We start from the raw sequence: 16,454 nt of genomic DNA on the forward strand, positions 1-16,454 counted from the left end.
GAAGCCAATGAGCCCGACGGCACCCGAGCCTGGCGAACCCGCCGCCAAACCGCAACAGCAGCAGCCATGGCAGCCCCGCCGCAATGGCTACGCGCTGGCGATTGCGGTGGTCATCCACATCCTGCTGCTGGCGGCGGTGCTGTCGTGGCGCTCCAAGGCGCCGCCGCCGCCCAAGCCGCGCATCTCCGAGATCAGCATCGTGGAGGCCAAGCCGCCGCCCAAGCCCCCCAAGCCGCCACCGCTGCTGGCACCGAAGTTGACAGACCCGCCACCGCCGAACGTGCCGCTCGTCCCCGAACTGCCGCCCATCGAGGCACCCAAGGTCGAGCCCGTGCCAAAGGAGGTCCCGCCGCCGGTGCCCCCGCCCGTCGTCGCACCGCCTCCGCCTCCGGTCGCAGCAGCCCCGGCCGCCAGCAGCGCGGTGCCGCCCAAGCTGTTCGAGGAGTGCGCCGATTCGCCGGACCGCCCGATGGTGGCCGAGGTCTACCGCTTGCGCAACGGCACCACGTCAGTCAACGAAATGCGCCGGCGCAAACCCGTCAAGACCGTCTGCCTGGCCCAGCTCGACATCACGCCGCGCGACCACCGCGACGGCTTCCCCGGCCTGGATGTGAACGAATGGTTCGGGCTGGACATCCGCTTCACCGTCAACATGCCGCAGGACATCACGATGGACATCATGCTGCTGTCCGACGACGGCGCCGTCCTCACCATCGATGACGTGGAGGTGATCAACAACGACGGCATCCATGCGGCGAGTCCACTGATGGAAACGGTGAAGCTGGCCAAGGGCCCGCGCAACTTCCGCGTGCGCTACTTTCAGGGACCCGGCTATGGCCTGGCGCTGATGTTGGGTTGGAAGAAGCCGGACGGCAAGGACTACCAGTACATCCCGCGCCGGCTGCTCGGCCGACCGCCGGCCGCGCAATAGACGCGCCGACATCCGGCGATCCCAGGGAGCACAAGAAGATGAAACGAACTCACAGTGATCAGGCCAGCCACCGAACGCGATATGCGCTGACCGCAGCGGCGGTGCTGCTGCTGGCCGGCGGCGCCGCTGCCTGGCTGTATGGCGACAAGCCGGCCGGCAACGCGCCGGTGGCCGTGCCGGCTCCGGCGCCCGTCGAGCCCGCCGTGCCCGCAGCACCGGCCTACGTGGCCAGCGCGGCAGCCGTCGCGTTGCCATCAGCAGCGAGCATGCCCGCGCTGCCCGACCGCCCGAAAATCGCAGCGCTGCCCGAAGTCGAATCGCCGACCGAGTCCCTGCGCAAGGTCCAGTTGGGACTGCATGGCGGGACAGCGGAGGATGCGCTGATCGCGGCCCGGACGCTGCAGCATTGCGCCATGATGTCCAAGGCGCCGGAAGGCCTCTTCGCCGTCCGCGACCAGCCGGACATGGTGCCCGCCAATGTCAGGAAGGCGATCAAGGACATGGGCGGCGAGGAGCGCGTGAGCAACGAGACCATCGCCCGCGCCCAGAGCGACCAGCGGCGCTGCCAGGTCTTCGACGCCGCGACGCTGGCGCGCAGCGGTGAACTGCTGCAGAAGGCCTATGACGGCAAGGCCGCAGGGGCGGCGATGGCCTATCTGCAATCGCTGCAGGCTCATGATGCCAAGGGCGAGGCGGACCCGGCGCTGATCGCCAGGCTGCAGGCCGATGTGCGCCAGACTGCCCAGGCCGGCGATCCCGACACGCTGATGTCGCTTGCCATGGCATCCGGCAATCTGGCGCGCGATCTGGGCATCACGCCGATACAACGCAGCGGCTACCGGAATGCCTACGTGCAGATCCAGGACGAGCGCATTCCGGGCATGGGAACGGCGATGGCAAAGATCATCGATGCGGTTGCACAGATGAACTCGTCGGCGCCACTGACCACCACCCAGCAACGCGAGGCCGATGCGCTCGCGAAGCAGTTGGTCAACGCCTGGCGGAGCGCGCGCAAGAGCTGATCAAACCTGACACCATCACGCCCACGCAAGCTCGCCCCTCAGCCGCTACCAGTGCATCATCCTGCACACAGGCCCACGAACGCAGTGACGCTGGATGGCGGACGGATGCAACGGTTGACGAGACGATGAGCAAGCTCATGCCCTGGTTGCGAGCCCTGGTGTGCGGCGGCCTTCTGCTGCAGGTGTTGCTCGCGCAGGCGCAGCAGCGGGCGTTCAAGTACCTGCGCCATGAGCACGGGCTGGGCAACCTGGCCGTCACCGCCCTGGCGCAGGACCCGGCGGGCGAGCTGTGGATAGGGACCGAGAACGGCCTGTACCGCTTCGACGGCGGGCGCATGCGCCGCTACGGCCCTACGCAGGGGCTGGTCGACGTGCGCGTCACCGCGCTGCATGTGGATGCCTCGGGCCGGCTGTGGGTGGCCGGCGAGGCCATGCTCTTCCATCGTGAGGGCGAGCGCTTCGTGCAGATCCGGCAACGCGACGACGCGATCACGCTGAAGCCCGGGCAGAGCCTGGCCTCCACGGGCGACCGGCTGGTTGCCAACACGCGCGCAGGCCTGTACTGGGTCAGCCGAACCGCCTCGGGCTGGCAGGCCAGCGAGGTGTTCAGCGCCGCCGAACGCCAGCGCCGCCCTGAACTCGCCGATGTCTACAGCGTGCTGGGCGAGCACGGTGGCGCCATCTGGTTCGGATGTGCTCGCATGCTCTGCCGCTTGGGCGCCAGTGGCCTGCGCCAGTACCGGCCAGCCGGGCCAGCGCCGGCCGAGCGTTGGACGACGCTGCTGCGCATGGCCGACGGGCGGCTGTGGCTGCGCAGCCCGACGCAGCTCTGGCGGCTGGATGCCGGCAGCGACGCGCCGGTGCGCGTGCCGATGCCGCCGGGTGTCGGGCTGTCGGCCTCGTGGAACCCGGCGCTTGGTGCAGACAGCCAGGGGCGCATCCTGACCCAGCACGGCACCGGCATCGTGCGCTGGGACGGGCAGCGCATGGCATTCATCGGCACACCCCAGGGGCTGCAGGCCGGCGGTGGTGTCAGCACGCTGCTGCAGACGCGCGACGGCAGCCTGTGGCTGGGCACGGCGGGCGTCGGCCTGGCGCGATGGCTGGGCTACCGCCATGCGCAGAGCTGGGGGCAGGCCGAGGGCCTGCCCGCCGACGACGCCTGGAGCTTCTTGCGTGCCCGCAACGGGCAGATGTATGTCGGCACGACGGTGGGCCTGGGCACCGACCGCTCGGCGCAGTCCTTCAAGACCGCCGCGCCGACGCAGGCACCAGAGGTGGCCTCCAGCCTGGCCGAAGATGGCGAGGGGCAGGTGTGGGTCGGGTCGTTCAACGGCCTGCTCAGCCGCTTCGACCCCGCCAGCGGCCGCCTCAGGCCCGTGGCCCGGCTGCCCCGCATCACGCAACTGCTCGTCGACCGGCAGGGCCAGCTCTGGATCATCACGCACCACGGCATCTACCTGCTGCGCGACCCGACGCGCGATACACGGCCGCAGCGCATCGACGAGGTCCTCTTCGCGCCCAAGACGCTCCCACCCGAAGCGAACGATGCCTGCCTCATGCGCAGCGGCGAGATCTGGATCAGCACCGCCCAGGGCCTGCTGCGCAACGACGCCCACGGGCTGGCGCGGGTGCATGTGCTTGCCGCCGACGGGCAGAAGACGACCCCTGGCGACCTGACGACCATTGCCTGCCGGGACCAGCGCCTGTGGGTCGGCGGGAACTCGGGGCTGTGGCAGGCGCGCACCGAGCCCGGCGCGACAGCGCTGCGCTTCGAGCGGGTGCAGACGCCGCTGCTCCAGGACCGCGCCATCGTCGCCCTGCGCTTTGATCGCCGGGGCTGGCTGTGGGCCGGAACGGACTACGGTGTCGCGGTCACCGACCTGCACCGCTGGCGCGCCATCCGGCAGAACGCCGGCCTGCCCTGGGACGACTGCAACCAGGGCGCGCTCTACGCGGATGCCGACGGCTCCATCTGGGTGGGCACGCCCCGCGGCACGGCCCACTTGCGCGACCTGGACGCCCTCTTCGACAAGCCGGACTTGAACGTCAACGTGCAGGTGGCCGGCACCAGCATCGCGATTCACGAGGGGCACGCGCGCCTGACCCTGCCATGGCACAAGCGTTCCGTGGTGCTGAACCTGGGCAGCGTCGCCTTCGAGCAGCGCGACGCGCTGCGGTTCGAGTACCGCCTGGACGGGCAGGACGACGGCTGGCGCAGCGGCGCGTCAACGGAGGTGGTGTACCCCTCGCTGCAGCCCGGCCGCTACCGTTTCGAGGTGCGCGCCCGCAACCTGGACCAGCAGGCGGAGTCACCGCTGCAGACACTGGCCATCGAGGTGCTGCCGCCGTGGTGGCGAACCGCCTGGTTCTACGGGCTGATCACGACGCTGGGCGCGCTGTCGATGTGGGCGGGCCACCGCTGGCGGCTGCGCCGCCTGCTCGCCAACCAAGCGCGCCTGGAGCGCCTCATCGCGGAGCGCACGCGCGAGATCGAGGCCTCGCATGCGCAGATGCGCGAGCTGGCGCTGAAGGACGGCCTGACAGGCGTGCTCAATCGACGCGCGCTGGACGAGGCGCTGGCCACCGAGGTGGCGCGCGCCGGTCGCGGCCACATCCCGCTGGCGCTCGTCATCGTCGATGCCGACCGCTTCAAGCTCATCAACGACCAGCATGGCCACCCCGCCGGCGATGCGGTGCTGGTGACCATCGCGCAAAGGCTGAAGGCCCCGACGCGGCCCTACGACGCAGTCGGCCGCTACGGTGGCGAGGAGTTCGTGCTGGTGCTGCCCGATCTCGACGTGGCCAGCGAGGCCGGCCACGCGCGCATCGCGTCGTTCCACCAGGCCATCTGCGACAAGCCCGTCACCCTGCCCTCGGGTCAGGTCTTGCCGGTGACCTGCAGCTTCGGTGTCGCCAGCATGGCCGCAGGCCAAGCCGACACGCCAGCGGCACTGATCGACCGCGCCGACGCCGCGCTCTACCGCGCGAAGGAGAACGGCCGCAACAGAATCGAGTACGGCTAAGCCAGCCACTGCAGGCCGAGCTGCTCGCCGATGTGGGTCTGCAGCGCCTCCAGCGACACGGGCTTGGTCAGGAAGACGTTGACACCAGCCTGCAGGCAGGCGGCGCGGTGAGCGCCGGTGGCCGAGGCCGAGATGGCGATCACGGGCACGGCTTTCAGATTGGCATCCTGGCGCAGCCGGCGAGTAGCCTCCACGCCGTCCATCAAGGGCATCACGCTGTCCATCAGGATCAGGTCCGGCCGGCAGCTGCGCGCGGCCGAGAGCAGTTCGCCGCCATCGCCAGCCTGCGCCACGTCGAAGCCGGCGTTGCTGAGGAAATCGCACATCAGTGCGCGGTTTGCAGCCACGTCATCGACCACCAGCACCAGCCGCCGCGGCCCGGCATAGCGCGCCACGCCAGGCGCCTTCTGCGGCGCGGCCTGCGCCGGCTGCACCACCGGCAAGGGCAGCTCCACACGGAAAGAGCTGCCGCGGCCAAACTCGCTGCTCACGTGCACCTGCCCGCCCATGTCGATCACCAGCGCACGCGTGATCGCCAGGCCCAGCCCGGTGCCGCCGCTGCGGCGCTGCACGTCACCCACCTGCTCGAAGGGTTTGAAGATGCGCGCCAGGTCGTCGGGGCGCATGCCGACGCCGGTGTCCTCGACGTCCAGCCGCAGCAGCACTTGCGCCTGGCCTTGCGCCTCGGCGCTGGCGCGCAAGGTGACCGTGCCGGCGTCGGTGAACTTGAAGGCATTGCCCAGCAGGTTGAGCAGCACCTGTCGCAGCCGGCGTTCGTCGGCCAGCGCGGCCTCGGGCAGCCCCGCGCCGGCATCGAAGTCGAAGGCCAGGCGCTTCTCGTCGGCCTTCACCCGCATCAGGTTCACCACCGCCTGCAACAGGCAGGGCAGGTTCACCGGCGCCGGGTTGAGGTCCGTGCGGCCGGCCTCGATGCGCGCCAGGTCGAGGATGTCGTTGATCAGCGCCAGCAGGTGCTGGCCACTCTGCTGGATGGTGTCCAGGCCGCGCGCCTGGCGCGGGCTCAGGCCGCCTTCCAGCGTCAGCAGTTGCGCATAGCCGAGGACGGCGTTCAGCGGCGTGCGCAGCTCGTGGCTCATGCCGGCGATGAACTCGCTCTTCGCGCGGTTGGCCGCCTCGGCGGCATGCCGGGCGGCGCGCTCGGTCTGCAGCATGCCGCGCTCGAGTTCGGTCGTCTCGGCCTGCGTGCGGTGCTGGGCGTCCAGCTTGGCCAGGATGGCCTGCACCTGGCCCTTGAGCGTCTCCTCGCTGAGCGCGAGCGCCCGGGCGATCTCGGCGTAGGCGTCGCCCTGGGCGATGAAGCGCAACACGCCGATCTCCGCCGGCGTGAGGGCCTCGTCCACGACCTGGCCCGCCAGCTCGAACGAGTCTTCCGACGGCAGCGCCAGGCGGCCGCCCTGCACGGCGCGGATGGCGTCGAGCAGCTCCTTGTGCAGCGCGTTCTTCAGCAGGTAGCCACATGCGCCGGCCTGCAACGCGCGCTGCGCCTGGGCATCGCCGGCATAGGTGGTGAGCACGATGATGCGCGCGTCGGGGAACTCAGCGCGGATGGCGCCGATGGCGTCCAGCCCGCTCATGCCGGGCATCTGCAAGTCCATCAGCGTGACGTCCGGGCGGCGGGCGCGGAACTGCTGGATCGCCTCGCGCCCGTTCGCCGCTTCCGCGACCAGGGCCATGTCCGGCTCCACGGCGAGCAGCGTGGCGATGCCCTGCCGCACGATCGGATGGTCGTCGACGCAGAGAACATGGATGCGGGTCAGTTCATCGCTCATTCGCCGGTCTCGCTGGGGGTCAACCTTCGATGGAGGGACCACGGCTTGGTGGGTGACGGTTTACTGTACGCCCGCGACCCCGGAACGCTGAACGCCACTTGCGTGCCTTTGTCCAGACCGCTGATGGTGAGCGTGCCGCCCGCCAGCTCGGCGCGCTCGCGCATGCCGCTCAGGCCGAAGTGACCTTCCTTCTCACCGGCACGCAGCACCTCCGGGGCGATGCCCTTCCCGTCGTCGCGCACGCGCACGGCCAGCTGCCGCGCGTCGTAGCGGATCTCGACGTCGATGCGCGTCGCCTCGGCATGGTGGAAGGCGTTGCGCAGCGCCTCGCCGGCAATGCGGAAGGTCTCGTCGCGCACGATGGGATGCAGGGCCTGCGGCCGGCCCTGCACGTCGACATGGGCCGATGCCGCATGGCCGGTCTCGTTCGCCAGGTCCTCGGCCAGTGCCCGCAAGGCATCCGCGAGGTTGTTCGTCTCCAGGGCCGAGGCGCGCAGGCCTTCCACGGTGTCTCGGCCCTCCGTGATCGCCTCGGCCGCGCGGTCGATGGCGCCGGCAAGGATCTGCTTGGATTCACGCGGCCGGTCGGGCAGCAGGTTGAACGCCGCCTGGAACTGCAGCAGCAGGCCGTGAAAGTGCTGCAGCAGCGTGTCATGCAGGTCGCGGGCGATGCGCGTGCGCTCGGCCACGCGCGCCTCCAGCTTCGCCTCGAACTGGCGCTGCAGCCGCCGGATGCGCATGTGCAGCCAGAGCTGGAAGCCGCTCCAGGCCAGGGCGATCAGCAGCGCCGCGCTGGCCAGGCGGAACCAGGTCGTCTGATGGAAGGCCGGCGCAATGGCAAAGGCCAGCTGCGCGCCCGTCTCGTTCCACACGCCGCTGTTATTGGCCGCCTTGACGTGGAAGCGGTACTCGCCCGGCGGCAGGTTGGTGTAGCTGGCCTGGCGCCGGTTGGTGACCTCCTGCCAGTCGTTGTCGTGCCCGTGCAGCCGGTAGCGAAAGCGCGTGCTCTTGGGGTCGACCAGCGTCAGCGCGGCGAACTCGATGGTGATGTCGCGGGCCAGTGGCGGCAGGCGCAGGCCGTCGGCCACGGCATAGGGCTTCTGGTCGGCGACCAGGGTCTCGATGTGGACCGGTGGCGGCAGCGGGTTGCTTGGCAGGTGGCCAGGGTCGATCACCTGCAGTTCAACGCCCGACACGAACCAGAGCTTGCCGTCCGGCCCCTTGGCCACCGGCGGATTGAAATAGGCCGGCGAGAAGGCCTGGAGCGGCACGCCATCCTCCGCACCCCAGACCTTGGTGACGACCCTCGCGCTGGCGTCGGCGATCCAGGCCGCGAGGTCGTCACGCAGGACCCGCACCAGCCCGCAGGACGCGTATATCCACAGCGAGCCCTCGTCATCCAGCGTCGACCAGTGCACCGTGTTGCAGGGCAGGCCATTGCCGACGTTCATCGTGGCGACGCGGCCGTCCTTGATCCGGCTCAGCCCGCCTGCGTCGGTCGCTGCCCACACCGCCCCCTCGGCATCAAGCCGCAGCCCCCCGACATGGCCCGCGCCCAGCCCCTGCGCGGGCATGTAGGTCGCCTCGACCTTGCCGTCCTTCACGTACAGGACGCCGCCGTCCTGCCAGAAGGACAGCCACACCCCGCCACGGTCGGCGACGATGACCTTGGCCTGTTGCCGACGCCCGAACGCGGCCCACGGGATGCTCTCGACGAAGCGCCCCTTGTGCAGCCGTGCCAGGCCTTCCTTGACGGACAGCCAGAGGTTGCCCGCCTCGTCCCCCGTGATGGAGAACACGTCCTTGCCGGTGACGCCGCGTGGGTCGGGCACGCCGCCGACCGCGACAAAGCGGTCGTTCGCAAAGTAGACGAGGCCACCGCTCGTGCTCACCCAGAGCCGCCCGTCGGTGTCCTGGTACAGCGACTGAACCGCCGCATGCGGCAGGCCTTCGCGTTGTTTGTAGACGGTGACTTTCGCGTCCTTCCACCGGGCCAGCCCATCAGTGGTGGCCACCCAGACGCTGCCGTCCGTGGTCGCCAGCACCGATTTCGTGGCCCCGTTGGGTAGGCCCTGCAACGTTGAGATGGTCGTGACCGGCAGCTTGCGGAAACGGTCGAGGCCCTTCTCGCTGCCGTACCAGATGTTGCCCTCGCGATCCTCGAAAAGACTGCAAGCGATGTTGCCCGAGAGGCCGTCGGCACGGCTGAACGCGTCCGCCTTGCCATCCTTCAGCTGAATGAGCCCCAGCCCTTCGGTGCCTATCCACAGGCCGCCATCACGGGCGCGCAGCAGCTTGTTCGACTTGATGTCGCGGTCTGCGAGCCACTCGTTGGGCTTGGCGGCGCTTCGCATCGGAGAAGGCACCAGCTTGTCACCGGCGATCTGCTTGAGCCCGGCGCTGCGGATGCCCACCAGCAGTTGCCCATCGACGGTCGTGCTCAGGTCGCCCACGCGCCCTCCCTGGGTGTCGAACCGTTGGGGTGGCCCCGGCTTCCACCGCCAGAGGCCGGATTCCGCACCCGCCCACAGCGCCCCGTCGCCATCCTCGGCCAGGCTCCAGACGAAGGAGCCAAAGCCACCATCCTGCGTGGCGCACTCCACGTGCCCCGCCCGAACGGCGCACAGCCGTCCCGGGTTCGCCAGCACGCCAGCCCAGATCGTGCCGTCGCGATCCTCCAGCAGCGAGGTCACGAACCCGCCACCGAACTGCGGATAGCGGGTCAGCTCAACGCCATTCCAGCTGACCAGGCCATCGAAGGTGCCGATCCAGAGCGTGCCGTCGCGGGATACCAGCAGGGCATAGGGGTTGTCGGGCAGCGACTGGCCCGCAGGTGGCCGCCAGGCAACGAAGCGCAGGCCATCGAAGCGGAACATGCCAAATGACCCACCGACCCACAGATAGCCGTCGGGCGTCTGTGCCATGGAGAAGACGAACCCCAGCAAGGCACCGTCCCGGGCGGTCCACGAGGTATGCGCGTACTGGGAAACCTGCAGCGGCGGGTCGAGCGCAAAGGCCGGGCGCAGCGAGGTGAACAGCGCCGCTGCCAGGAGCAGGTCTGGCAACAGCCGTCGTTGGCACTGGCCTAAGAGTTGACGCACCGCAAATCCCTTTGCCGCTTGAGCACGGGGCAGCGTATCGCGAAAAGCCTCGCAACGTCCTGTCCGCTTGCGGCACGCGCTGCGCGGCTGACGTGCAGTGCGACGCTCAGACCGGGCACACCGCGCGGCTTGCAACGCCCGGTCCTCGGTCATTCGCCGATCCGGCCGGACGCGAACTTCCTGAACGGCCGCCACCATCGCGCCGCCGCAGGCCTGCTGTACGCCCGGGATGCAGGCGCGGTTCACATCCGGGCCTCCATGCTCGCCGCTGCCGATGGTCAATTTGCCACCAAGGAGTTCGGCGCGCTCACGCATGCCGCTCAAGCCGAAATGCCCCCGCTTTGCACCGGCGCGCAACACCTCGGGGTCGATGCCCTTGCCGTCGTCGCGAATGCGCACACGCAGTTCCACCGGGTCATAGCGGATCTCGACATGGCCCCGCGTCGCCTCGGCATGGTGGAAGGCGTTGCGCAGCGCCTCGCCGGCGATGCGGAAGGCCTCGTCGCACACGATGGGGTGCAGATGCTGCGGCCGTCCCTGCACTTCGACCTGGGCAGATGCCGCATGGCCGCTCTCATTTGGTAGGCGCGATTGGATTCGAACCAACGCCCCCACCATGTCAACGCGAGGAAATGGGACTTTCTGGGACATCTTAAGACGTTGATTTCATAGAAGAAATTGACTTTCAAGGTCCCGCTTGATCTCCTAAAATTCACCCCAGTTTTTCGTACTTTTTTCGTACTTTTTTCTGAGGCGGGGCGCAGGATGGTCACCCGAATCGATACGGTCGCAGCTCGCGGCAAGTTGAAGACGCGCCGCGAACCCTACTGGCACCGCGTACGCAAGGGATGCTTTGTCGGCTTCCGCAAGATGTCTGCAACCGGCGGCGGATGGATGGCGCGCGCACGCGATGACGGGCCTGCCGACGCCAAGCAGTTTTTCCACCCGCTCGGAGATTTCTCCGATATCGCCGATCACCTTCGCTTCGACGCTGCCACCAAGGCTGCCTTCATCTGGTTCGACCACATCGAGCGCGGTGGACAGGCTGGACCGACAACGGTGCGTGTCGCCTGCTCAAGATACGTCGACCACGTACGCACCCTCAAGGGCGAGAAAGCCGCGAAAGATGCTGAGCAGCGCTTCGACAACTATGTGCTGAACGACAAGAAACTTGCTGAGACCAACCTCGCAAAACTCACGCCTTCGCAAGTTGGCGTCTGGCGAGATTCGCTCATCTCGCGTCCGACAAAGAGTGGTCCCAACCGCGGCCAACGGCGCAGCGACAGCACACTCAATCGAGACCTGACACCGTTCCGCGCCGCGTTGAACCTCGCGTTTGAAGACGGACTGGTGACGACCGACTTTGCTTGGCGCACAAAGCTGAGACCGATCAAAGGCGCTGACAGAAGCCGCGACCTCTACCTTGACCGGGGTCAGCGCCAGTCTTTCCTCACAAAGGCGCCGGTTGATCTCGCAGCCTTCATCCGTGGCATGTGCCAGGTTCCTCTCCGGCCCGGCGCAGTTGCCGCGCTTGATGCAGGAGGTTGGGACCGTCGGTTAAAAGTTTTGAAGCTTGGCAAGGACAAGAGCGGCAGAGACCGTCGCATCAAGATGCCTGACGTCGTTGCAGACCACTTCGACGCCGCCACGAAGGACAAACTTCCGACGGCGCCGATGTTCACCCGTTTCGACGGCAAGCGCTGGGACAAGGATGCATGGAAGTGGCCGATCAAGGAAACAGTGAAGGCCGCTGGGCTACCACCGGGTACAACTGCCTACACGTTCCGCCACAGCGTGATAACTGATCTGGTCGTTGAGGGCCTGGACCTCCTCACCATTGCCCAAATTTCCGGCACCAGCGTTGTCATGATCGAGCGGCACTACGGACATCTCCGGGGAGACGTAGCTTCGGCTGCCCTTGCCCGTGTCGCGGTGTAGACCAGAAAAGTTGCTAACCCTGGCGGCCACCTTCCCCTTGCTGCTGCGCCCGCCATCTCCTCGCCCGGCGGCTGGCGTTGCTGCTCTACCCGTTCGCCGGCCTCGCGTTCAGGCGTTCGTAGGCGCAGTCCGAAGTGTTCGGCCAGCGCCCGACCCGACTGCGGCGTCCAATATCGGCGCGTTGTTGCTGGCGCCCCGCAAGCCATGCTGGTTGTGGCGCCTGGCCTGGATGGTGCCGCTGCTGTGGAGCGCCTTGAGCGGCATGACGCACTGAGTGATGCGGGCGCGTTGAAGTTCTGCGCGCAGGAGTCCGCTTACCCGGACCGCACCGCTACCCTGGCCTCGTTCCGTGCAACGTTTCGGCAACAGCCTGCAGTTCGACAACCTTGTCATCGACGATGCTGTGGCAACCAGGCACATGGCTACACCGCTTCGCTGCGCTCGAAAGTTCAGAGGCTGCTTCTCGGTCTGTCGCGGCCCGTCAGCTTCACAGCTTCGGCCAAGATCTCCAGCAGAGGCGTAGCGAGGATGTGCTGGTCCTGGGGCCGTCGGCGCGAAGCTGCCATCTGCTCAGAAAGCGTTGCTTTGGCACGGTTGAAGTGTCGGGCCACGAACGCAGCGGAACACATGTCCGACTGAACGGCGAGGCCGGCGACAAGCGCTCTCGCTCGTGCGCCCTGCGAGCCCGCAAGCTTCGCCAGGCACTGCCCGTCCCGGAGACCCAGCTTCGAGGCTACCCACCGCTCCAGAAGCTTGATTGCGCCATCGATACCTTCTGCGCCGCCGGCGGCAACGAAGGCCGCAGCAACGCCATCAACCTCTCGCACAAGCGGCGACGCCGCGTTCGCGGACCCGATCGCGAGGGCCAGGCCATGGGTCAGCTCCCACTCGCGAAGCTCAACTGCAGGCGGGCGCCCTCGGATCACCGCGCGCATCGCCATGCGGGCTCCATGCACCGTGTCGCCGAAGGTGCCGGCCAGCGCCTTCGCGTCGAAGTCCTTCGTCCGTTCCAGACCAAGGGACATCCGCAAGGAGGACCTGGTGTAGTAAGTCGGCCTGGCGCAAAGGCCGACTGCGACTGGTCGCCAAGCCAACATCCGCAGCTCGTGTCGCAGGATTTCAGCCGTTGGAACCTCATGGGCGTGATAGCGGCCAACAAACACCGGCCCACGCGTTCGATCGATGTCGCGCACCCATCTGGATACGAGGTTGGCGACCACGCGCGCGATGGTTCCGGGACCGGCGCTGGCAGGAAGGCGACTCAGCACGTGAATCTCAGTCGGCATCAGGAGATAGTGAAGCAGCGCCCGTTCCTGCGGCTCGTGCGCAGCGAACAGACGATCGCGAATCCGGTCCACCATGGACGGGTCCGCCAGCAGGTTCCGCCCTTTGGCGGCCTGCCAGCAGATGTGCCACGTCCTCGGTCCGTCTTCAGCTGAAACAGACGTCTCCATCCTTCTATGACGTTTCAGCTACTCCAAAGACACAGTAGAAACTTCGGACCACCGTCGTAATCGTTCGGTCTCGCGGCAGCGGAGCCACAGAAGCGGACCGTCCGACCGCCGCTCGCGTGCGAGGGCGAAGTAGAGGGTCACCCTGGCACAGGCGGAATGAGGGCCGTGAAGGATGCCGTGAAGCCTGGACACGGGCATGGCCTTTCGCCCTCCAGCGCATTCACAACCGAGTCGGCCAGAAGACACGCGATGCCGCCGAACGTGTCGACCGGCGCACCTCATAGGCCGGCATGCCTCGAGTCAGCACGGATGCAGGAGCGGCAAAGGCCCGTCGATCCCGAACGCTCCAACTCATCGGCAAAAGCCATTGCGCGGCCGACCTGACCCCTCCTATCTTCGGTTCGCCTGCGGCATCCCGCCAAAGGCAATCCTGACCCTCAACCACTGAAGGAGAACGTCATGAACGAAGCACCGCAACTGGAACTGGTCGACCTGGGCGACGCCAAGGAGGAAACCAAGGGCGATCCGCAGAACAACCGCCTGGAAGAGAACTCGGTCATCAAGTTCCGCGAGTGACGCCTGACCGGCGCTGCGGCGTGTAGCACCGGTTGCACGCCGCGCAGGATCACCATGTCCCAGACAGAAACACAGCAGCAGAACCTTCGGCTTGCCGATCATGTGCGCGCGTGTCATGTCGACGGGCAGGTGATCCTGCTTGATCTCAGGCGCGACCGATACATCGGCGTTGGTGGCGCGCTGCTGCCGGCGTTATCCGCCCGAATCGCCGACTGGCCGCTTGGCACGTCAGCGACGGAGAGCGGAACGAGCGGCAGAGAAGTCGACACGTGGATCGACCACATGTGGCAGCAAGGCATGCTCGCCAGCGCCTCGACGGCAACGCCAGCTCGGACCACCATCCTCGAACCGCAACGCAGCCTGGCGGCTATCGATGAGCCGGCGCGACACGGCATTCAATGGCGGCGAGCTGCCAGCATTGCCTATGCGACATTCGCAGTTGGACATTGGCTCAGGCGTCTCCACCTGGCGGAGATCGTCGTTCGGGTCGAACGCCTACGGTCAGCGGAACCATCAAAACCAGAGGACTTCTCGCGAGAGGAACTACAGGGCGCGGCACGCTGGTATCTGCGCACCCGTCCCCTCGTGATGTCGTCCCACGACGAGTGCCTGCGCGATTCGCTGATCATGCTTCGATTCCTGTCAGCAGAAGGCCTCTATCCACGCTGGGTCATCGGCGTTCGAACACGGCCCTTCATAGCCCATTCCTGGGTTCAGGCCGGCTCTCTCGTGCTCAACGACCTCCACGAGACCATTCGGGGCTACACCCCGATCCTCGTCGTTTGACCTCCATGTTCCGGTACATCGCATTCAGCTGGATATCGGCAAGCGAGGCCCAGGCGACCTCCGCCCGACGCGTCGAAGCATCCCTCCAACAGCGTGACGGATGGAGCCGCGTCTTCTCATCCCAGGGACTGCGCGTCTACGCCGCCGGCTGCACGTCCGGCGGGAACGAGGCCCACACGTTCCCATCGCAACGAGGCGTCCTCCTCGGGCGACTGTTCCGCCGAGCCGAGGTGTACGACGGCGGTGACCGCGAATTCAAGATCAGCGACGCCGAGGACGATTGCATCGTCAGGACGGATGGTCGCGCCCTGATCGAGCACTTCTGGGGGCGGTGGATTGCCTTCCTGCCCTCGTGGACAGGCGAGAGTCGCGTCCTTCGTGATCCCACCGGTGCGCTCCCCTGCTACCAGCTACAGCACGACGGCATCACGATTACCTGTTCTTGCCTGGAGGACGTGCTCACCCTGCTCGGAATGCCGGCACCGTCCGTGAACTGGGATGCCGTGATGGCTGCGCTGGTGTTCCGCCAACTCGGTGGCCGCGAGACCGCATTGGCCGGTGTGACGCAGGTGTTGGCAGGTGAGCTCACCCCGTGTGCACCTTCAAGCTCTGCGCCGACGTTGTTCTGGAGCGCTGCCGACATCGCGCGCAAGCCCATGGACCTTGCACCAGAAGTCGCCGCGGCCATGTTGCGCGACACCACGACGCAATGTGTGAGTGCGTGGACGTCGGGCCACGACACGATCTTGCTCAGGCTATCGGGCGGACTCGACTCGGCGATCCTGCTGGGCAGCATGCTCAAGGGGCCATCGACTGCTCGTATTGCCTGCCTCAACTACCACTCGCCAGGCTCGGACAGCGACGAGCGCGAGTACGCACGCATCGCTGCTGCCCACGCCGGCTGCCGGCTCATCGAGCGGCGTCGTGACGACGACTTCCATCTCAGCGAAGTTCTCTATCCCGCGCGCGAACCTGTGCCCAGCAACCATCTCGGGCGATTGGGATCGGACCGCATCGATGCGCAGACCGCAGAGGCTGTTGGAGCACGCGTCATGTTCACGGGTGCTGCCGGCGACCAGTTGTTCCAGGAAATACGCAGCACATGGCCGGCCGCTGACTACCTGCAGCTCCGTGGGGTAGATCGAGGCTTCCCTCAAGCCGTGTTGGACGCCGCGCGTCTAGGACGTGTGTCGTTCTGGCGGGCTCTTCATCTCGCCTTTCGAGATCGACTTGCGAAGCACGATCCGATCTCAGGGGTCGGGCAGTACATCAGCTTGGCATCGCGCGAGATCGTCATGGACACACTTCGTCAGGCGCCGCGCTTCGTTCATCCAGAGCTTCTTGCCGCATCCGACCTTCCGATCGGCAAGCTCTTCCAGCTTCGGAACCTGGTCTGCCCGGTCGAGTACTACAACCCCTATCGACGTGACCCCTCACCCGAGTCCGTACACCCTTTGATCTCCCAGCCGCTTCTGGAACTCTGCCTGAGGTTGCCGACCTATCTGCTGACTCGCGGCGGCCAGGGTCGCGCACTGGCGCGGGAGGCATTCGCTGACCGAATCCCGACGGAGATCGCAAGACGCCGTTCCAAGGGCGGGATTGATGAACATGCGACCGCCGTGCTGCAGCGAAGCCTGCCGTTGGCCAGGGAAGTCCTGCTGGACGGACAGCTGATCCGTCGAGGCCTGCTGGACCGTGAGCGGGTCGAGTCAACGTTGACGGGAAGACCGTCAACAACTGGCGCCTACGTCGCAGAAGTCCATTGCTGCTTTGCGGCCGAAGCGTGGTTGAGCCAGGTGCTCGGCAGCACCGCCGCCGCGAGCGCCTGAA

The 16,454-nt window shown here is 67.2% G+C and carries 9 protein-coding genes and 1 pseudogene; 6 read left to right on the forward strand and 4 right to left on the reverse strand.

The window, feature by feature from the left end:
- The first annotated feature begins 7 nt into the window (after window positions 1–7).
- From ACG00Y_RS23760 to ACG00Y_RS23770, 3 genes are all read left to right on the forward strand, one after another.
- A complete protein-coding gene (locus ACG00Y_RS23760) occupies window positions 8–931 on the forward strand; it encodes a PA14 domain-containing protein (RefSeq protein ID WP_394483231.1) in 924 nt (307 codons plus the stop codon).
- A gap of 101 nt (window positions 932–1,032) precedes the next feature.
- Window positions 1,033–1,953, forward strand: a complete 921-nt coding sequence (locus ACG00Y_RS23765; RefSeq protein WP_394483233.1) for a hypothetical protein — start codon at window positions 1,033–1,035, stop codon at window positions 1,951–1,953.
- A 137-nt stretch (window positions 1,954–2,090) separates the two neighbouring features.
- Entirely contained in the window at window positions 2,091–4,979 is a 2,889-nt protein-coding gene (locus tag ACG00Y_RS23770) for a ligand-binding sensor domain-containing diguanylate cyclase (RefSeq protein ID WP_394483235.1), read from the forward strand.
- Here ACG00Y_RS23770 and ACG00Y_RS23775 read toward each other — a convergent pair.
- The 3 genes and pseudogenes from ACG00Y_RS23775 to ACG00Y_RS23785 form a co-directional block, all read right to left on the reverse strand.
- Window positions 4,976–6,769, reverse strand: a complete 1,794-nt coding sequence (locus ACG00Y_RS23775; RefSeq protein ID WP_394483237.1) for a response regulator — start codon at window positions 6,767–6,769, stop codon at window positions 4,976–4,978. The two genes, ACG00Y_RS23770 and ACG00Y_RS23775, sit on opposite strands and share 4 nt — an antisense overlap.
- A complete protein-coding gene (locus tag ACG00Y_RS23780; RefSeq protein WP_394483437.1) occupies window positions 6,766–9,834 on the reverse strand; it encodes a ligand-binding sensor domain-containing protein in 3,069 nt (1,022 codons plus the stop codon). Before ACG00Y_RS23780 ends, ACG00Y_RS23775 begins: the two co-directional genes overlap by 4 nt.
- Window positions 9,835–10,179: 345 nt before the next feature.
- Window positions 10,180–10,521 (reverse strand): annotated as a pseudogene (locus tag ACG00Y_RS23785) (sensor histidine kinase); the annotation flags it as partial.
- 114 nt (window positions 10,522–10,635) lie between these two features.
- Between ACG00Y_RS23785 and ACG00Y_RS23790 the strand changes: the two are divergent.
- Complete coding sequence (locus ACG00Y_RS23790) at window positions 10,636–11,808, forward strand: tyrosine-type recombinase/integrase (protein WP_394483239.1); 1,173 nt, start codon at window positions 10,636–10,638, stop codon at window positions 11,806–11,808.
- A gap of 449 nt (window positions 11,809–12,257) precedes the next feature.
- Here ACG00Y_RS23790 and ACG00Y_RS23795 read toward each other — a convergent pair whose 3' ends face one another.
- A complete protein-coding gene (locus ACG00Y_RS23795) occupies window positions 12,258–13,262 on the reverse strand; it encodes a hypothetical protein (protein ID WP_394483241.1) in 1,005 nt (334 codons plus the stop codon).
- 630 nt (window positions 13,263–13,892) lie between these two features.
- Here ACG00Y_RS23795 and ACG00Y_RS23800 point away from each other — a divergent pair.
- Both ACG00Y_RS23800 and ACG00Y_RS23805 read left to right on the forward strand, forming a co-directional pair.
- Entirely contained in the window at window positions 13,893–14,624 is a 732-nt protein-coding gene (locus tag ACG00Y_RS23800) for a lasso peptide biosynthesis B2 protein (RefSeq protein WP_394483242.1), read from the forward strand.
- A gap of 5 nt (window positions 14,625–14,629) precedes the next feature.
- The gene (locus ACG00Y_RS23805; protein WP_394483244.1) at window positions 14,630–16,453 is read left to right on the forward strand and encodes an asparagine synthase-related protein; all 1,824 of its coding nucleotides are present in this window, start codon (window positions 14,630–14,632) and stop codon (window positions 16,451–16,453) included.
- The last annotated feature ends 1 nt before the right edge of the window (window position 16,454 follow it).

Source organism: Pelomonas parva (assembly GCF_043555835.1).
Taxonomy (GTDB): domain Bacteria; phylum Pseudomonadota; class Gammaproteobacteria; order Burkholderiales; family Burkholderiaceae_C; genus Pelomonas; species Pelomonas parva.